This is a genomic window from Mesorhizobium sp. WSM4820, from assembly GCF_055811075.1.
Genome location: NZ_JBVVQN010000003.1, coordinates 370,522 through 385,298 on the forward strand (window position 1 = coordinate 370,522; position 14,777 = coordinate 385,298).

Here is a 14,777-nt window from a genome sequence, read left to right on the forward strand (position 1 = left end):
GCCTCCGCTTGCCTGTTTTCGGCAAAGCGTTCCGGATGAACCTGCGGAGTAAGTGCGGCCCGCCGCCGCCTCAACCCAACAAGTTCTTCACCGAAGGGGCCGCTCGCAGGTCACGAAATGGATCCTCGGGTCTGCGCGCCGGCGTTGCCGCCGCTTCGCCCGTGGATGACGAAGGTGGTGTCAGTTTTCGCTGGGTGCCCAGCGCCTCTCCAACCGTCTCCAGGAACATCTCCGCGCAGGCCTTCCAGCTATAGCGCATTGCCCGTTGGCGCGCTTCGGCGCGGTCGACATCGAGCGCGGCGAGCGCGGCCTCACGCAAATCGTTCGATACGGCTCCGCCGACGCCGTCGCCGACAATGTCGATCGGCCCGGTCACCGGATAGGCTGCGACCGGCGTGCCGCTGGCCAGCGCCTCGATGATGACATTGCCGAACGTGTCGGTGCGGCTGGGAAAAATGAAGACATCGGCCGAGGCATAGATTTCGGCCAGTTCGTCGTTCGGGCGGTGGCCAAGGAAATGGGCATCGGGGTATCTCGCCTTGAGCCTCGCCAACTCCGGTCCCTCGCCGACGACCACCTTGCTGCCGGGCAAATCCAGGTCGAGGAAGGCGGCCAGGTTCTTTTCGATCGCGACGCGGCCGACGCAGAGGAAGATCGGTCGCTTGAGCCCCATATCCTTTTTCTTGTCCGGCCGGAAATGGTCGGTATCGACGCCCCGCGTCCATGGCCTGAGCTTGGTGAAGCCGCGCGCCGCCAGATCGTCCGCCAGAGACTGGGTGGCGACCAGCGTGCCTTGTCCGGAATTGTGGAAATCGCGAAGCCAGCGATAGGCCCAGGCTTCCGGTATGGGCAGCCGCGCGCTCAGATATTCCGGGAAGCGCGTGTGATAGCTTGTCGTGAACGGCCGGCCGGCCTTGCGGCAATAGCGCCACGCCATCATACCGAGCGGCCCCTCGGTGACGATATGGATATGATCGGCGTTGCGCGCTTCGATCAGGCGCGCGACGCGGCCTGGCGTCGTCAGCGCCAGCCGGATGTCCGGGTAGGTCGGCAGCGGCAAGGTGCGAAAGATATTCGGGGTCAGGAAGTCCGTCTCGACGTCAAAGGACTTCAGGGTTTCTGAAAGCCGTTCCAGCGTATGGACAACGCCGTTGACTTGCGGGCGCCAGGCGTCGGTCACCATCAGGATGCGCATAGCAGGCCTTTGCTTGAAAGGTCGTCGGTTTCCTTGATGCGGGGCCGCAAGGCCGAATCAATCAGGATCACGCGCTTCATGCGCGCTCTTCAGCATGGTTTCATGACGGGCCGATGAAGGCAGTACGTCCAATTGGACGCACGTCGCGTGGGTTCTATGTGTAGAGCGTACTTTGTGCATCCAAGGACGCACGTCGCTCTAATCAGGCCGGAACCTTGATGACGGCGCGCAAGCCGCCGAGCGGGCTCTTGTCGAGCATGATGTCGCCGCCATGGCTGCGGGCAATGTCGCGTGCGATGGCAAGGCCAAGGCCGGTGCCGCTGGCATCGAGGTTGCGGGCTTCATCAAGCCGCACGAAAGGCTTGAACACGTGCTCGCGCTTTTCAGGCGGAATGCCCGGACCGTCGTCGTCGATGGTGACGAGCAGCGAGCCGCGGCCGTGGTTGGCGTTGATCTCAACCGTCTTGGCATAACGGAAGGCGTTGCCGACGACATTGGACAACAGCCGGGCAAAGGCGTGGGGCCGCACATGCACATTTGGATCGCCGGCGAGCGAGGTCGACAGTTTGCGCTTGCGCAGCGTCGCCTCCTCGCCGAGCTTGTCGAAATAGGCTTCAAGGTTGAAACGGCCGGCGTCTTCCGTTGCCTCGCCGCGGGCAAAGGCGAGATAGCCTTCCAGCATGGACTGCATGTCGTCGATGTCCTGGCCGAGCGCCTCGGTGTCGGCCTTGGTCCCGGTCAGCGCAAGCTGCAGCTTGAAGCGCGTGAGGATGGTCCTCAGATCGTGACTGACGCCGCTCAGCATGGCGGTGCGCTGTTCGAGCTGGCGTTCGATGCGTTCGCGCATCTGGATGAAGGCAAAGCCGGCGCGGCGAACCTCCTCGGCGCCGCGCGGACGGAAATCGAGCGGCATCGGCCGGCCCTTGCCGAAACTTTCGGCGGCCTCGGCCAGCGTCAGGATCGGCCGGATCTGGTTGCGCAGGAACGGGATGGCAATCATCAGCAGCACCAGCGAGGTGCCGACCATCCAGATCAGGAAAATGTGCGTGTTCGAGGCATAGGCCTGGCTGCGGCGCACGAAGGCGCGCAGCACCTTGCCTTCGAGCTGGACGCGGACCTCAATGATATTGGAATTGCCGACCGTATCGATCCAGAACGGACGGTTGATCTGATGGGTGATCTCGGACGAGAGAATTTCGTCGAGGATCGAGAAGAACGGCTTTGGACCGGGCGCCGGCAGCGGATCGGGCGGCAGCAAGTCGATCTTCAGCTGCATGCGATCCTGCGCGATGCGGATGATGTTGGCGTAGTCGGCGTCGTGCGGATAGGTTTCCACCAGGTCGACGATCGCGGCAATGTCGCGGACCGTGGCCTGCGACAGGCGCTGTGTCACGGTCTGCCAGTGGCGTTCCATGAAGACAAAGGCGAGGACCGATTGCAGCAGGATCATCGGCGCGATGACGATGATCAGCGAGCGGGCATAGAGCCGCTTCGGCATGTAAAGCGAAACCAGGCGCCAGAACCGTTTCCAGGCAAGCGGCACGGCCTTCAGTGCCCGCCTGGCGCGAGCGCTCAAGCCGCGATCTCCCGGCCGTTCCAGTTGCGTGGTCGCCATTCGCCCTTTTGCTCATCCGCAGCCACTCGACAAGGGGCTGCGGGCGGCAGTCTATTCCACGCTGAGCCGATACCCAATACCGCGCACGGTCTGCAGCCAGACCGGATTGGACGGATCGCGCTCGATCTTGCGGCGCAGCCTGTTGATCTGGACGTCGATGGTGCGCTCGCCGACTTCGGATTCGTCGCCGACAAGTTCATGACGCGGTATCGTTTCGCCGGCCCGGGCCGCGAAGATCGCCAGGATCTCCTGCTCGCGGTCGGTCAGCTTCAAAGCCTCGCCGCCGCGCTTGAGCTCCCGCCTGGCGATCTGGAACGTGTAAGGCCCGAAAACCAGCTGCTCGACCTTGGGCGTCGTTGCAGGACCGCCGCGGCGCAGGATGTTGTTGATGCGCAGGATCAATTCGCGGGGATCGAAAGGCTTCGGCAGATAGTCGTCGGCGCCGGCCTCGAGCCCGGTGATCCGGCTGTCGGTCTCGGACAGCGCGGTAAGCATCAGGATCGGCACGTTCTTGGTTGCCCGCAACGCCTTGGCGAGATCGACGCCGGTTTCGCCCGGCATCATGATATCGAGCACCAGCAGATCGAAATCGAGGCCGGCGAGCTTGCGCCGCGCTTCGCCGGAATTTCCGGCAACGGTGACACGAAAGCCGTTTTCGGTCAGATATTGTTTGAGAAGATTGCGGATACGGGTATCGTCATCAATCACCAGCAGATGCGGCGCATCGTCGTCCGGTGCTGCCGGTTGATCAACCCTTTCAATGGTCTCCATGGCTTTTCCCTGACGTTTTTGCGGGCACAATGTCGATCTGCGCCCTTAGTTCCGGATTGACCATCGCTTCCAGGAAGCGCTCGATCAAGGCGCGTTCGGTGGCTCCGGAATCTTCCAATGCAGCATGGATGCGGCGTGACTGTGGCCGTGCCAGCGCCAGCGCCAGGGCGCGGCCCTTGGCTGTCGGATAGAGCTCGCGCTGGCGGCGGTCGCGCGGACCCTGCAACTGGACGATGTGGTCGGTATCGATTAGTTGCTTGAGCACGCGCGCCAGGCTCTGCTTGGTGATCTTCAGCACGTCGAGGAGTTCGGCGACCGTCAGGCCCGGCCTGCGATTGACGAAATGCAGGACCCGGTGATGGGCGCGGCCGAAACCATAGTCCGACAGGATCTGGTCCGGATCGGAGGTAAAATCGCGATAGGCGAAGAAGAACAGTTCGATGATGGCAAAGTCGATGCCGTCCTCGTCGGTGATCGCCGTCCTGATCGGTTTTCCGGCTGGGTGGCTGCGATCCGTCATCTTTTCTCCGTGCGAAAGGGAAATTATGTCAGTACTATTGACGTAATTTCCCGGCAATGGTAATTTTTGACAAGCTTTTCGGCGGATTGCGAACGAAAAGGCAAGGGAAAGCCGTTTTTCCGGAACTTCCTGTGTTTGCCAGACCTTATATATCCGCCTACGCTTCGAGATAGTGGCCGCCCGGTGCGGCTGACAAGAAACGCGCAACGATAATGTGCGGGCGGCCGCCCGCGGGAGGTTACCATGGCATCCGTTCCCTTTGACCAAATGGACGGCTTTATCTGGATGAACGGCGAGTTCGTCCAATGGGCCGACGCCAAGATCCACGTGCTGACCCATGGCCTGCACTACGCCAGCGCGGTATTCGAGGGCGAACGCGCCTATGGCGGCGAGATTTTCAAGCTGACCGACCACAGCGAGCGCCTGCACGAATCGGCACGCCTGCTCGGCTTCAAGATTCCTTATTCGGTTGCCGAGATCGACGACGCCTGCCGCACGCTGTTGAAGAAGCAGGGTTTTCAGGATGCCTATGTCCGGCCGATCGCCTGGCGCGGCAGCGAACAGATGGGCGTCTCGGCGCAAAACAGCCGGATCAACTGCGCCATCGCCATCTGGCAGTGGCCCAGCTATTTCGATCCGGCACAGAAGCTGAAGGGCATCCGCCTCGATCTGGCCGAATGGCGCCGCCCCGATCCGCGCACCGCGCCGTCGAAATCGAAGGCTGCCGGCCTCTACATGATCTGCACCATGTCCAAGCATGCCGCCGAAGCCAAAGGCTATGCCGACGCCATGATGCTCGACTGGCGCGGCCAGGTTGCGGAAGCAACCGGCGCCAACATCTTCTTCGTCAAGGACGGCAAGATCCACACACCCACCCCCGATTGCTTCCTCGACGGCATCACCCGCCGTACAGTCATTGGTCTTGCCAAGGATCGCGGCTTCGAGGTGATCGAGCGCACCATCATGCCGGAAGAACTCGAAGGCTTCCAGCAGTGCTTCCTCACCGGAACGGCGGCCGAGGTGACGCCCGTTTCAGAAATCGGTCCATACCGATTCGAGGTGGGCGAAATCGCCAAGACTCTGATGAACGACTATTCTGCAGCCGTTCAACCCAAGCATGCGATTGCCGCAGAATAACGAAAGTCACAACTTTTTTAACAAGTAGGGGCGGTTTTCGGACTGCCCCTTTTATTTAAGCACCTCGGCATTTGACTTTCGTCCAGTTCGGCGTCTCATGATGCTGTCGCCACGGAGGCTGGCAGCTATGGAGGGACTGGTAATATGGACATGAACACGCTTCTTCAGATCATTGTTCAGGTGATTATGGGTGTCATTGGTGGTCAGGCGGTGGGCGCCGCGCTCAAGACAGCGGCAATGGGGCAGCTTACCAAAATCCTCGGCGGCGCCCTTGGCGGCGTCGGCGGTGCGGCCATCCTCGGCAGCCTGCTCGGCGGCGGCACGATCGATCCGGCTGCGGCCGCAGCGGCAACGGGCGGATTGGGCAGCGCGCTGAATGTGCAGAACATCCTCGGCGGTGCTGGTGGTGGCGCCATCCTGACGGCCATCATCGGCGCGGTCATGAACGCGACGAAGAAGTGAGCTTAATGCATGTCGCGCAAAAGCATGCCCTCCAGGGCCTGACCCGTGGTGCGCAGCGGTTTTGCGATAACGACATGCATAAAGACAATAACTTAAAGCGCGTCGCATAAATCCATTCAGCCGCGACGCGCTTTAGCGGTTTCGGGCTTTTGCGTGGGCGGCTTCGGCCGCCCATTTCATTTTGGCGTTGTCGCGACAGCCGGATGCGGTGGACGACGTTCGCATGTGTCTCTAAATCAGAAGCGACACAGCGAAAGGACGATCATGGGTCAGCTCAACGCCGGCATCGTGCCGGTCACGGCCTTCCAGCAAAACTGCACCATCCTCTTCGACATGGACGACAGGCAAGGCGTCGTCGTCGATCCCGGCGGCGACATCGACAAGGTGCTGGCAGTGCTCAAGGACAATGCGATCAACGCCGGCGCGATCTGGATCACGCATGGTCACATCGACCACGCCGGCGGCGCCATGGAGCTGAAGGAGGCGCTCGGCCTCGAGATCATCGGCCCGCATGAGGCCGACCGTCCGTTGCTTGCCAATCTCGAGAAGCAGGCGAAACACTACGGCATCACCGATCCGGTGCGCAATTGCGTGCCCGACCGCTTTCTCGGCGAAGGCGATACCGTCTCGTTCGGCCAGCACGCGTTCGAAGTCTTTCATTGCCCGGGCCACGCGCCCGGCCATGTCGTCTTCTACAATCGTGCTGCGAAGTTCGCCCATGTCGGCGACGTGTTGTTCCGCGGCTCGGTCGGGCGCACCGATCTGCCGGGCGGCGACCACGCCGCGCTGATCGCCTCGATCAAGGACAAGCTTCTGCCGCTCGGCGACGACATCGGCTTCATCTGCGGCCATGGTCCCGGCGGCCGCTTCGGCGAGGAGCGCCGGAGCAACCCCTTCCTGATTTAAACGCGTCGTGGCTGCGGAGCCTCACGCGGCGCGCGTCGGTCTCTCCTTTCCTTATGACGCCGAAAAAAAGCGCTGGCCTTGCGGACAGCGCTTTTTGGGGGGGCAGGGAAGCCTCAGTTCGCGGTGCAGAAATGCTGTTCGCCGTCATAGCCGGTGAACGTGCCGGTGCGGCCGTTGAAAGAGCGATAGCGATCCGAACAATATTCATACCAGCCGCGGGTCCATGGCTCGGCATAGCCGTCATTGTAGACGACCCGCGGTTCCGCGTAGTAGCGGCGCACCGGGGCCGGCCGTGGATAACGACCATAATCGTCATAGCCGGGGTCGTAATAGCTGGGCTGCGGGTTGTTGAGCGCACCAACGATCAGGGCGCCGGCCGCGAGGCCAAGGACGCCTGCCGCGATCGCATCGCCATTGCCACGATGATGGTGCCGGTGGCGCCAGTCACCAGCGCTGGCCGCCGGCAAGGTCGCGAGCGTGCTTGCAACAATTGCGGCGGACAGGACGGCGGTCTTGAAAATTCGGTTCATCTCGGTCTCCTTCGTGCCGGCCCGGGTAATCTGCGGCCCGGGTAATCTGGGGGATGCGGTACGGCTTTACCGAAGATTAATAGGTGACCGTGGCTGAACGGGGGCTGAACGAAATTGGCGGGCTGGGACCAGTCGATTCATCGATCAGGCATGGCGCAAGGCACAAATATCGTATGCTCAACAAGGAGCGGAGCTGCGTCAGCGGATCGTCCGACGCTGTCTCGAACTCGGCTCAGCCGATCGACAGGTTGACGGCTTTCGGACCCTTGCCGCGCTTGTCCGGCTCGGTGTCGAATGTTACCTTCTGCCCATCCTCAAGACCGGGAAGACCCGACGCCTGCACGGCCGAAATATGGACGAAGACATCCTTCGCGCCATCATCCGGCGTGATGAAGCCGAAGCCTTTGGCATGATTGAAGAATTTGACGGTGCCGGTCTGCGGCATGGGAAGCTCCTTTGATCCCATCAAGTCCAGTCTCGGGCCGGCAAATGCCCGAGTGGAAATTTGTCGTTTATTTTAGCGCCATCGGCAAGAGAAAGTTTTGCGAGCAGTGGCTTGCCGCCCTGCCACGAAAAAAGGCGCGACGAAACCGCCGCGCCTTCGAAACTCCGGTCCGGCGCTGAAAGCCGGTTCAAGGCCTTTGGAGCGGCCTCGGGCTCGTTCCTGGCACGTCCGCGCGGACGTGCGCGCGCCGACGATTCAGTCCGCGCGGAGATTGACCGCCTTCGGTCCCTTTCCCATGCGGTCGGGCTCGACATCGAACGTGACCTTCTGGCCATCGACGAGCGTGCGCAGGCCCGAAGCCTCGATCGCGGAGATGTGAACGAACACATCCTTGGCGCCGTCATCTGGCGTGATGAAGCCGAAGCCTTTGGTAGCGTTGAAGAATTTAACGGTGCCGGTCTGGGCCATTGGGGAAACTCCTTCACCCGTGTCAGTCTTTGTGGTTTGCCCGCCGCCTGACGCCGTGGGCAAGTCCCGGTGGTTGCTTCGGCAGTCATGCATTGGCGCATGGTAAAAACCCCCCGCCGAAAAACGGGGCCGTCAGAGATTCACAGTATCGGGGAAAGGTCGTCCAAAACGTTCCGCTCTCCGGGTCGCAAATGCCCGAACACAAAATTTATCGCACGGAAACGCGGTAGTTGCAAGGTAGCGCCAACGGCCGCCCATGGGCGCGTCCGCACGCACGGCATCGAGAAAGCGGTGTTCTCGCCCGGTGGTCGTCGGCCATAGCCCGGCCACGCAGGCTGGGAGCCTGCAAACAGGGGTTGCATTCGGCGGGTGGAATGGCGAGGATCGGCTTCATTTTTGGCATGCCGTTGTCCCAAACCGCTTCGCACCCTCGGATCAGAGTCCCGTAGGCATGCTTTGGGTGACATGCATTGGAGCGGGGGCTCGAGGGAGGTCTGGTGATGAAATTTCCTGCGGCAATCTTCTCGCGACAGGGTTTTGCCATCCTGTTGCTGTCGGCGGTTCTTGCAGCCTGTACCGCGGTGGTGGTGGAGGAGGACGGACCCGGGTACCGCCCGCCTCGGCCCGAGCCGCAATTTTGCACCAGACAATATGATCCGGTCTGCGCCCGGCGCGGTGGCGACCGTCAGACCTTCGCCAATGCCTGCCTTGCCGAGCGGGCCGGATATCGCATCATCAGCGGCGGCCGGTGCCGCGACGGTGGCGGTGATGGAGAGCAGACGTTCTGCACGCGCGAATACCGCCCGGTCTGCGCCCGCCGCGGCAGCGCGTTGCGCACCTTCCCCAACGCCTGCGAGGCTCGCGCCGCCGACTATCGCATCGTCGACGACGGTCCCTGCTGAGAGGCTGGTTTACTCCCCGTCTCCGGGCGGGGAGGCTCATCCATCAACTGGGCGCAGCCGCGCGAGTGCAGCTGGCGGCTCTTGCTTCTACGCCGGCAGCCTGGCCTTGCGGCAATAGGCAATGAACTCGGCCGCGGGCATAGGTTTGGCAAACAACCAACCCTGACCATAGTCGACGTCGCGTTCCATCAGATAGTCGACCTGTGCCTGTGTCTCCACGCCCTCGGCAATGATCTTCAGCTTCAGCGTCTTGGCCATGTCGATGATATGCGGCGTGACGGAACTGGTGGCGGAATCCGTAGTGATCGTGTCGATGAACGACTTGTCGATCTTCAGCGCATCGAGCGGCAGGCCCTCGAGATGGGACAGGCTCGAATAGCCTGTGCCGAAGTCGTCGATTGCGACGGCATGGCCAAGCTCGCGGGCGCGAATGACGGTCGAACGCGCTGAATCGACGTCGACGAAACCGCGCTCCGTCGCCTCCAGCCAGATCTGCCGAGGCTGAATTCCGGTGTGCTGCAGGGTCTTTTCGATAACCGGAAGGACCCTTGCCGTTCTGACGTCGGCCGGGCTGAGATTGATCGCGATGTGGAGCGAACGATTGGCGACAAGAAGTTTTTTCAGGTCCAAAACAACAAGGGCGATGATCTGGTCAGTGATTGCCGCGATCAGGCCGCTCTCTTCGGCCAGCGGGACGAAAAGATCGGGCCGGACCAGCGAGCCGTCGGGTCGTCTCCAGCGCACCAGCGCTTCGGCACCCACGCAATTGCCTGTCCTGAGCGCGACGATCGGCTGATAGTGGACGATAAACTCGTGCTTGCGCACGGCAATCTGCAATTCTCCAAGCGGCGACAGCCGCCGCCGTGACAGCCAGACAACCATGCCGATGATGAAGGCGGCGATGAAAGCGCCGAGGGGAAGCAACAGCAATTGCCGCCGACGCACGCTGTCCACAATCTGGCTTTCCGGTTCGGTGGCGACGGCGATCCAGTCCGTCCCGCGCACCGCGGCAAACAGATGACCGTCATCCAGGCCCTTTGCCCGGGTCGGCGATGATCTTGCCGATGCGCGCAGGATCAGGCCCGTTCAGCGCGCTGAGCAGGACGCCCGTGTTTGTCGCCAGGGCAAGCTGAACGTCGGGATCGACGACGATGTCGACAAAGCGCAGGGGGTCGATAAGGACATTATGGCGCTTGTACTGCAGGGCCATCAGCGGATGGTCCTGGTTGGCCAGGGGCCGTATCCGGGCAGTGACGGCAACGCCGTCTGCAGCGGTGAAATCCGGTGCGGCTTGCGCAACGCTTCCTTCGGTCGGTCCCCAGGATGTGCATTTGAGCAGGCCGTTTTCGAAATAGCCCATTTCTTCGATCGAGCGCGTGTTGATGGTGAGCCGCCGCATGCGGGCAATGTGGTCCACCGAACAGCGGTCGCCGGTGAACCGGTCGATCTCCCGCAACGCGCCGGCTGCATCCTTGAGGGATATGCTGGCCCTGGCGATCGCGCGGTTGGCGAACAGCTCCAGCCGCTCGTGTTCTTCTTGAACCGCCAGGACCCATGAAAAGTGGAACATCGCCGCGATGGGCACTATCGCCCCGAGCAGGGCCAGCACCACCGCAGTCACGATGATGCGCGACCTGTCCATGTGCGCCTCCCTGCCTTCGGCTGCGAGCGACGATTTCGCGCGCGGCCCGCCAGGCAGCCAACCGTGATCGGGCCCGGTTCCAGCGGACCTTATAGGGCTTCGAAATTACGTGATCTTTAATCCGCCCCGCGATGGCTGGATGAATGCAGGGCTGCTCATCCGTCCGCCGCTAGCCCTTGGACTTCGGTTTCAAACCGGCTTCCGCCTGCTTCACAGCCGAGCCGAAGGGGGAGATCGGTTTTGCCGCCGTCTTGTCCTTCTTGGGCTTGCGTGTCTCGCGGTTGCTGCGCTGTTGACCCTTGGCCGTTTCCTGGTCCTCGTGATTGATGAACATGGTGGCGACGCTTGATGGGCGGCTAGCTGTTTGGATCCTCGGCCACTTCGAGATTGTCTTCCGTGGTGACCCGCTCATGGGTCTCCTCGTTGCTGCGGATGCGGTATTGCGGCGAGCCGTCCTTGACCGGCAGCCTGCTTTTGATCTGGAACAGCTCGGCGGTCTTCTGAACAAGGCCGGTGCGGCTCTTCATGCGAACGGTCTGGCCGATCGCGAAAAGATGCGCAGGCGTGTCGGTGCGCGGGCGCGCGTTCTGCTGGAAGCGGATCATGCGGCATTCTCCTGGTCGCGCCTCAGCGCGGTTTCGAGTTCGGCGAAGTCGATGGCGACCAATTGGCTGGTCTGGCTTTTCACCGTCCTTGCCGGCAGGTGGATGAAAGTGGCGACACGGCGCCAGGCAAGCCACGAGATGCCATCGACAAGCTCCTCATCGTGGTCGATGTCGTAGTCGCCGGCCGGCAATTGTCCTTCTAGGCCGCCAATCATGAAGGGTGCCTCGAAATGCGCGATGGAATGGGTAGTTCGGCCAGACATTCTCGTGCCTCGAAGTGTCGTCTTGGATCCGATAGGGTGGTGCCCGCTTCGCGGCACCGGGACCTAAGGTCGTGGGTCCCTGTTCGGCAATTTGGGTATCGGCAATTTGGGTATCGGCGATCTGGAATGAGTTTGGCGGGTCGAGAACTTCTGACGCCGCGAGATGCCAAGCTTGGCCCAAAAAACGATCTCAATTCACTAATCCCAAAATGCGGTTTATTCAAGAAGATTCCCGCCCGTCGCCGACCTCGTCGTAAATTTACTTTTCTAGGGCTATTTGGGAAATGGTGATACGGTCCGGAAACTTCACAAGAATTGTTTGAGATTGTGCCGGAAAAATTCATCCCGGAATCGATTTTTATTTACATCTGAAAGGAAAAATCATGTTTTCCGTGAAAACACCTGATGGTTCGACCGTAACCATCCAGCCGATTGTCAAGCAGGTCGCCGGGCCTGCGAAAGTCGTGTCGGCACGGCTGACGATACGAAGTGACGAGGCAGCAAGGCGCAGGATCGCCGATACCGACGGCACGCTGCGGCGGGCCAGACAGGTTGCGGAGACCAACCGCCTGATCTGACACGGCCGGCCCATGAACCCAGGATTTCCGGCAAGCTGGCCTGCGAACCCTTGAACCTGCCGCGCCGATGGCTTAGATCGCGGCAGGCGGACAAAACACGGCAGGTTTCCCATCAACAGAGATCCGAGAAGACCGGCAGGCGCGGGCGGCAATTTCGGCTCAGGCGGACAGCCGCCGCTGGGGCTCGACCAGCGCGTGCAGCAGGCCCTGCAATTGCATCAGGCGGGGCGCCGGCAGGAAGCCGAGATGCTCTACCGGCAGGTGCTGGCGCAAAAGGCCAATCACGCGGCGGCAGCACATTTCCTCGGTTTGCTGCTGCACCAGACCGGGCGCAGCGCCGAAGGACTTGATCTCCTCGAACAGTCGGTGCGCCTGCAACCCAAGAATCCAGATTTCCTCAACAATCTCGGCACGGTGATGCGCGACCTCGGCCGTGTCGGTGCAGCCGTCGATTTCTTCCGTGGCGCGGTGGCAATCCGGCCGGAGCAACTCGCGGCGCGCGACAATCTCGGCTCTTCGCTGAAGCAACTCGGCCAGTTCGAGGGCGCGGAGGAGATCTATCGCGGCACCATCGGCCGCAATCCGTTCCATGTCCGCGCCCGCATCGGGCTTGCCGAGACGCTGCAGGAGGCTGGGCGGCTCGACGAGGCGCTCGCCGTCTTCCGCGAAGCATTGGCAATTCGGCCGAAGGACGCCGACCTGCTGCACGGGCTGGGCGTCGGGCTGATGGAGAAGGGCAGCCTCGCAGAGGCAGCGGAGCATTTCCGGCAGGCGCTGGCGGTCGATCCCGGCATGGCCAGGGCCTGGCTGCTGCTCACCCAGGTCAAGCGCCAGCAGGAGCGCGACGCCGAGCTTGCCGGGATGGAGGCGCAGCACGCCAAGGCGCCGGACGGCAGCCTGGCGCGCATGCAGCTTTCGTTCGGCCTCGGCAAGGCCAATGACGACCTGAAGGATTATGGCCGTGCCTTCGATTATTTCGCCGAAGGCAATGCCATCCGCCGCATGGGCATCGACTATGATGCGGACAAGACACGCGCCGAATTCGAAACGATGAAGGCGGTGTTCGACAAGGCCTTCTTCGACAAGCACAGACCGAGCGGGATTGCCGACGACACGCCGATCTTCGTCGTCGGCATGCCGCGCTCCGGCACCACGCTTGTCGAGCAGATCATCGCCAGCCACCGCCAAGTCTATGGCGCGGGCGAGCTCGGCATTTTGAAGACGGCGGTGGGAAAACAGTTTCCGCCTGGTATGAAGGGCGGTTTCCCCAGCGGGATCGCCGACATGCCCGACAAGGCCTTTGCCGAGGCAGGCCAGGCCTATCTCGACCTGCTGCACGCCCGCTATCCGGATTTCCGGCATGTCACCGACAAGATGCCCGGCAATTTCCTTTTGGTCGGCTTCATCCATCTGATGCTGCCCAAGGCCAAGATCATCCATTGCGCGCGCGACGCGGCGGCGACCTGCCTGTCGATCTACAAGGTGCATTTCCGCGGCGACAGCCACCGCTACGGCTACGACCTCGGCGAGCTTGCCGATTTCCACAATCTCTACACCGACATCATGGCGCATTGGCGCACCGTTCTGCCTGATGTCGTGCATGATGTGCGCTACGAGGATTTCGTTGCCGACCAGGAAGGGCAGACGCGGGCGCTGATCGCCTATCTCGGCCTGCCATGGGACGATGCAGTGCTGTCGTTCCACGAGACCGACCGGCCGGTGCGCACGGCGTCGGCGGCGCAGGTGCGCCAGCCGATGTACCAGGGCTCGGTCGATCTGTGGAAGCGCTATGGCGACCGGCTCAAGCCGCTGCTCGACCGGCTGGCGTAATGCGGGCCTACAACTCAATGAAGGGCTGAAAGCCGCCGAAGATCATGCGCTTGCCGTCGAACGGCATCGCCGACCAGTCGGACTTCAGCCGCTCATCGGCCATGACCTTGGCCATCACCGCATCGCGGCTCTGCCGCGATTCATAGACGACCCACGAGAAGACGACGATCTCGTCGTCCTTGGCCTGCACGGCGCGCGGGAACGAGGTCATTTCGCCATAGGGCACGTCGTCGCCAATGCACTCGACATAGGCGAGCGCGCCATGCTCCATCCAGACGGTGCCGCCCAGCTGCGCCATTTCCTTGTAGGCATCGAGATTCGCCTTGGGCACGGCGAGTACGAAACCATCGACATAGGACATTGTGGTTCTCCTTGGGTTGGATTTCCTGCTCCCACAAGGGGCCCACAAGGGGAGAAGGAAGAAACGGTGACGCTACGCCGCCTTTACTGGCGCGTTCATCGCCCACTCCACGCCGAAGGGATCAGTCAACTGACCCCAGCGATCGCCCCAGAACATCACCTGCAGCGGCGTGCCGACCTTGCAACCGGCATCGATGGCGCGCTGCCACCAGGCGTCGATGTCGTCGCTGCCGAGATGGAGCTGCATGGTGAAGCCCTGCGGCTTCACCGGGGCCATTCCGTGCTCGGGATAGAAGTCGGAAATCATCAAGGTCGAACTGTTGATGTGGAGATGGATGTGCATCGTCCGGCCCTGCTCGTCCGGCGGGTAGAAGAAGACCTGCTCGGCGCCGAAGGCCTTCTGATAGAATTCCGAAGCCTTGAAGGCGCCGTCCAACTGAAGGTAGGGCGTCAATCCGCCGAGGACTTTCGCTTTAGGCTGGGTTTGGGGCTGGTCGTTCATCTTTTTGCTCCTCTCTGCGTTTGGTTTGACCTTGCGGATCACAGGA

The 14,777-nt window shown here is 61.9% G+C and carries 20 protein-coding genes; 6 read left to right on the forward strand and 14 right to left on the reverse strand.

The window, feature by feature from the left end; all coding sequences use genetic code 11:
* Positions 1 to 70 precede the first annotated feature (70 nt).
* The 4 genes from AC0L2R_RS07725 to AC0L2R_RS07740 all read right to left on the reverse strand — a co-directional run bounded on the left by AC0L2R_RS07725 (position 71) and on the right by AC0L2R_RS07740 (position 4,101).
* On the reverse strand, positions 71 to 1,195 hold the full coding sequence (locus AC0L2R_RS07725) for a glycosyltransferase family 4 protein (protein ID WP_473508324.1): 1,125 nt from the start codon (positions 1,193 to 1,195) through the stop codon (positions 71 to 73).
* Between the two features lie 202 nt (positions 1,196 to 1,397).
* Positions 1,398 to 2,810, reverse strand: coding sequence for an ATP-binding protein (locus AC0L2R_RS07730; protein ID WP_091598380.1), 1,413 nt, complete (start codon positions 2,808 to 2,810; stop codon positions 1,398 to 1,400).
* Between the two features lie 51 nt (positions 2,811 to 2,861).
* The gene (locus tag AC0L2R_RS07735) at positions 2,862 to 3,581 is read right to left on the reverse strand and encodes a response regulator (RefSeq protein ID WP_036261013.1); all 720 of its coding nucleotides are present in this window, start codon (positions 3,579 to 3,581) and stop codon (positions 2,862 to 2,864) included.
* Positions 3,568 to 4,101: a MarR family winged helix-turn-helix transcriptional regulator gene (locus AC0L2R_RS07740; protein WP_031255243.1), complete on the reverse strand. Its 534-nt coding sequence runs from the start codon at positions 4,099 to 4,101 to the stop codon at positions 3,568 to 3,570. The genes AC0L2R_RS07735 and AC0L2R_RS07740 overlap by 14 nt, the downstream gene beginning before the upstream one ends.
* A gap of 243 nt (positions 4,102 to 4,344) precedes the next feature.
* Between AC0L2R_RS07740 and AC0L2R_RS07745 the strand changes: the two genes are divergently transcribed.
* The 3 genes from AC0L2R_RS07745 to AC0L2R_RS07755 all read left to right on the forward strand — a co-directional run bounded on the left by AC0L2R_RS07745 (position 4,345) and on the right by AC0L2R_RS07755 (position 6,606).
* On the forward strand, positions 4,345 to 5,238 hold the full coding sequence (locus AC0L2R_RS07745; protein WP_091598375.1) for a branched-chain amino acid aminotransferase: 894 nt from the start codon (positions 4,345 to 4,347) through the stop codon (positions 5,236 to 5,238).
* A gap of 144 nt (positions 5,239 to 5,382) precedes the next feature.
* Positions 5,383 to 5,700, forward strand: coding sequence for a hypothetical protein (locus AC0L2R_RS07750; RefSeq protein WP_027151066.1), 318 nt, complete (start codon positions 5,383 to 5,385; stop codon positions 5,698 to 5,700).
* A gap of 264 nt (positions 5,701 to 5,964) precedes the next feature.
* Positions 5,965 to 6,606, forward strand: coding sequence for an MBL fold metallo-hydrolase (locus tag AC0L2R_RS07755; protein WP_473508325.1), 642 nt, complete (start codon positions 5,965 to 5,967; stop codon positions 6,604 to 6,606).
* Between the two features lie 113 nt (positions 6,607 to 6,719).
* Here the strand turns inward: AC0L2R_RS07755 and AC0L2R_RS07760 are convergent, their stop codons facing one another.
* The 3 genes from AC0L2R_RS07760 to AC0L2R_RS07770 form a co-directional block, all read right to left on the reverse strand.
* Entirely contained in the window at positions 6,720 to 7,136 is a 417-nt protein-coding gene (locus AC0L2R_RS07760) for a BA14K family protein (RefSeq protein ID WP_473508326.1), read from the reverse strand.
* 232 nt (positions 7,137 to 7,368) lie between these two features.
* Positions 7,369 to 7,581 carry a cold-shock protein gene (locus AC0L2R_RS07765; RefSeq protein ID WP_006202521.1) on the reverse strand — a complete coding sequence of 71 codons (213 nt, stop codon included), beginning with the start codon at positions 7,579 to 7,581 and terminating at the stop codon, positions 7,369 to 7,371.
* Positions 7,582 to 7,836: 255 nt separating this feature from the next.
* Complete coding sequence (locus AC0L2R_RS07770) at positions 7,837 to 8,049, reverse strand: cold-shock protein (RefSeq protein WP_023799871.1); 213 nt, start codon at positions 8,047 to 8,049, stop codon at positions 7,837 to 7,839.
* A gap of 500 nt (positions 8,050 to 8,549) precedes the next feature.
* Between AC0L2R_RS07770 and AC0L2R_RS07775 the strand changes: the two genes are divergently transcribed.
* Positions 8,550 to 8,951 (forward strand): Kazal-type serine protease inhibitor family protein, encoded by a 402-nt coding sequence (locus AC0L2R_RS07775; protein WP_473508327.1) that lies wholly within the window; start codon positions 8,550 to 8,552, stop codon positions 8,949 to 8,951.
* 87 nt (positions 8,952 to 9,038) lie between these two features.
* Here the strand turns inward: AC0L2R_RS07775 and AC0L2R_RS07780 are convergent, their stop codons facing one another.
* The 5 genes from AC0L2R_RS07780 to AC0L2R_RS07800 form a co-directional block, all read right to left on the reverse strand.
* Complete coding sequence (locus AC0L2R_RS07780) at positions 9,039 to 9,905, reverse strand: EAL domain-containing protein (protein WP_473508328.1); 867 nt, start codon at positions 9,903 to 9,905, stop codon at positions 9,039 to 9,041.
* A gap of 70 nt (positions 9,906 to 9,975) precedes the next feature.
* The gene (locus tag AC0L2R_RS07785) at positions 9,976 to 10,593 is read right to left on the reverse strand and encodes a CSS-motif domain-containing protein (RefSeq protein WP_473508329.1); all 618 of its coding nucleotides are present in this window, start codon (positions 10,591 to 10,593) and stop codon (positions 9,976 to 9,978) included.
* A 169-nt stretch (positions 10,594 to 10,762) separates the two neighbouring features.
* Complete coding sequence (locus AC0L2R_RS07790) at positions 10,763 to 10,927, reverse strand: hypothetical protein (protein WP_473508330.1); 165 nt, start codon at positions 10,925 to 10,927, stop codon at positions 10,763 to 10,765.
* 22 nt (positions 10,928 to 10,949) lie between these two features.
* The gene (locus AC0L2R_RS07795; RefSeq protein WP_473508331.1) at positions 10,950 to 11,198 is read right to left on the reverse strand and encodes a hypothetical protein; all 249 of its coding nucleotides are present in this window, start codon (positions 11,196 to 11,198) and stop codon (positions 10,950 to 10,952) included.
* Positions 11,195 to 11,461 carry a hypothetical protein gene (locus AC0L2R_RS07800; protein ID WP_027151071.1) on the reverse strand — a complete coding sequence of 89 codons (267 nt, stop codon included), beginning with the start codon at positions 11,459 to 11,461 and terminating at the stop codon, positions 11,195 to 11,197. Before AC0L2R_RS07800 ends, AC0L2R_RS07795 begins: the two co-directional genes overlap by 4 nt.
* Positions 11,462 to 11,844: 383 nt before the next feature.
* On the opposite strand from AC0L2R_RS07800, the gene AC0L2R_RS07805 reads away from it, so the two are divergent.
* Together AC0L2R_RS07805 and AC0L2R_RS07810 are read left to right on the forward strand one after the other, a co-directional pair.
* Entirely contained in the window at positions 11,845 to 12,039 is a 195-nt protein-coding gene (locus AC0L2R_RS07805; protein WP_473508332.1) for a hypothetical protein, read from the forward strand.
* Between the two features lie 195 nt (positions 12,040 to 12,234).
* The gene (locus tag AC0L2R_RS07810; RefSeq protein ID WP_473508333.1) at positions 12,235 to 13,869 is read left to right on the forward strand and encodes a tetratricopeptide repeat-containing sulfotransferase family protein; all 1,635 of its coding nucleotides are present in this window, start codon (positions 12,235 to 12,237) and stop codon (positions 13,867 to 13,869) included.
* A 7-nt stretch (positions 13,870 to 13,876) separates the two neighbouring features.
* Here AC0L2R_RS07810 and AC0L2R_RS07815 read toward each other — a convergent pair whose 3' ends face one another.
* Entirely contained in the window at positions 13,877 to 14,230 is a 354-nt protein-coding gene (locus AC0L2R_RS07815; RefSeq protein ID WP_473508334.1) for a DUF1428 domain-containing protein, read from the reverse strand.
* A gap of 72 nt (positions 14,231 to 14,302) precedes the next feature.
* Positions 14,303 to 14,731: a VOC family protein gene (locus AC0L2R_RS07820; RefSeq protein WP_473508335.1), complete on the reverse strand. Its 429-nt coding sequence runs from the start codon at positions 14,729 to 14,731 to the stop codon at positions 14,303 to 14,305.
* Positions 14,732 to 14,777 lie beyond the last annotated feature (46 nt).